This is a genomic window from Hydrogenivirga sp. 128-5-R1-1 (assembly GCF_000171895.1).
Genome location: NZ_ABHJ01000249.1, coordinates 1 through 1721 on the forward strand (window position 1 = coordinate 1; position 1721 = coordinate 1721).

Below are 1721 nucleotides of genomic sequence, written 5' to 3' on the forward strand. Positions count from 1 at the left end.
GAAGAATTATTATGTATTGGTGATGTATATTTTCTACATAAGAATATGGATACCCATATGGAAACAATCTTTTTGCATTTTGTAATAATATTTTTATACCTTTTAACAGGAATCTTTTTTTTCTTCTTTTATTCGTTAATTTTTCTATTAGATGGGCATGAAAAGGTATTAACTCTGATTTATGATTAAAATCACTTACTATAATACACATATATTTTTCATTTTTTAATACATCGTAACATTTAAAGAATATTTTTGTTAATTCTTTTAAAAAAGTATGGTAATCTTCTATATTACCTAAGTCTTTATCACTTTTGGAATAAACAACATCGAGTCCGTTTTCTACTCTTTCTTTTGTTTTTCTATCAATTTTTTTCAAAATATTCCAGTAAGGAGGAGAAGTTATAATAAAATCAAAATAATTATTTGGGAAATACTTTTTTATTTCTCGGCTATCTCCACATATTAAATGTTGTTCATCAATTATGAAATTGGATTCTTCCTTTAGTCTTTTTTTGGTTATTTCACACCACTTTTCACTCAACTCTATACCATATCCTTCTCTATCAGTATCTAAACAGGCTTTTATTGTAGAGCCGACTCCTAAAAAAGGGTCTAAAACTCTATCACCTTTCTTTGTGAAAAACTTTATAAGCCTTGCTACGTCTAAATAGGAAAAGGGAGCTGGGTGTAGTTTTTCATACTTTGTTTCAGGATGATTGTTACCCAACCCTTTCTGAAAAAAGAAACTCTTTGTTTCCTGTATCCATTCTTTCCCTGTTAAGTCGTTCAATTTATTTTTGCTATTTACCTTGCTCTTCTTCTCTTCAATTGTAGGCATATTTAACCTCCTCTAAATTTTTTCATATAAAATTCCTCTTAATCTTTCTAATTCTTCTTTCAATCTTCTGTTTTCTTCCTCTAACTCTTTAATTCGTTTATTCTTTATAGCTATTATTGCATCTTTATTACCCTCAGTCATATTTACTTTCATTTGCTTCGAGCTTTTTAATCCTCCCTGTTTTGCTCTTATTTCTTCTATAAGTTTTCTAATCTCTTTGTTTTTGTATAAATAGGCTTTAGATACTCCTGCTTCCTTTGCTACCGTATTAAAGTTTATAGGGTGTTTTTCTCTTACAAGCCTGTAAATAGTATCTTTAACTTTTTTCTCGGTTTCTTCCTTTTTCTTCTTTGCATACTCTTTTATGCCTCGTGTATTTCTAATTATTTTTCTGTTTTCTAATTCTTTCTCTTTCTTCTCCAACATATTCTCTACCTCTCTTTCCTGCATCGTGTTTTATTTTTCCTTGTTTTAAAACTTCTACAATGTTTTCTAATTTTTCCAAAAGTAATTTGTTCTTTTGAACCCATAAGGCTCTTCCTTGCATTTCTCCTTTTCTAATAATTTCTTTAGTTTGTTTTATTTCTTCCTCAAATGCCGGTATAAACTCTGGAGTTGTGCAGAAACTTCTACAGGTTAAACAAGGATTTAGCTGGGTTGCACATTCCATTTTACTCGGTTTCATACAATATCCTAAAGGCATTCTGACTGCATCAAGGTTGTATCTTATCCATTCCCATTCAATAATATCTTCATTTTCTATATCAGATATATCTACCTTTACTAATCCATTTTCTCCATCAAGTCTAAAAGTCCTTTCTTAGTTACTTCTTCCCATGATTTTCTTAAGGTTCATCTAATACTTTTGCATAGTGTAGTG

3 protein-coding genes are annotated in these 1721 nt (G+C 29.6%); all 3 read right to left on the bottom strand.

The annotated features are described in order from the left end of the window. Positions 1 to 841 (bottom strand): DNA methyltransferase (locus HG1285_RS02785; RefSeq protein WP_008289035.1); only part of this gene is annotated, 841 nt, incomplete at its 3' end. A gap of 12 nt (positions 842 to 853) precedes the next feature. After that, positions 854 to 1267 (bottom strand): DUF6262 family protein, encoded by a 414-nt coding sequence (locus HG1285_RS02780; protein ID WP_008289036.1) that lies wholly within the window; start codon positions 1265 to 1267, stop codon positions 854 to 856. Next, the gene (locus HG1285_RS02775; RefSeq protein WP_008289037.1) at positions 1221 to 1526 is read right to left on the bottom strand and encodes a hypothetical protein; all 306 of its coding nucleotides are present in this window, start codon (positions 1524 to 1526) and stop codon (positions 1221 to 1223) included. The genes HG1285_RS02780 and HG1285_RS02775 overlap by 47 nt, the downstream gene beginning before the upstream one ends. Positions 1527 to 1721: the final 195 nt, after the last annotated feature.

What these genes read in the sequence shown, in the direction of transcription:
- HG1285_RS02780 (WP_008289036.1), bottom strand. Translation starts at nt 1,267, where the DNA reads ATGTTGGAGAAGAAAGAGAAAGAATTAGAAAACAGAAAAATAATTAGA.
- HG1285_RS02775 (WP_008289037.1), bottom strand. Translation starts at nt 1,526, where the DNA reads ATGAAACCGAGTAAAATGGAATGTGCAACCCAGCTAAATCCTTGTTTA.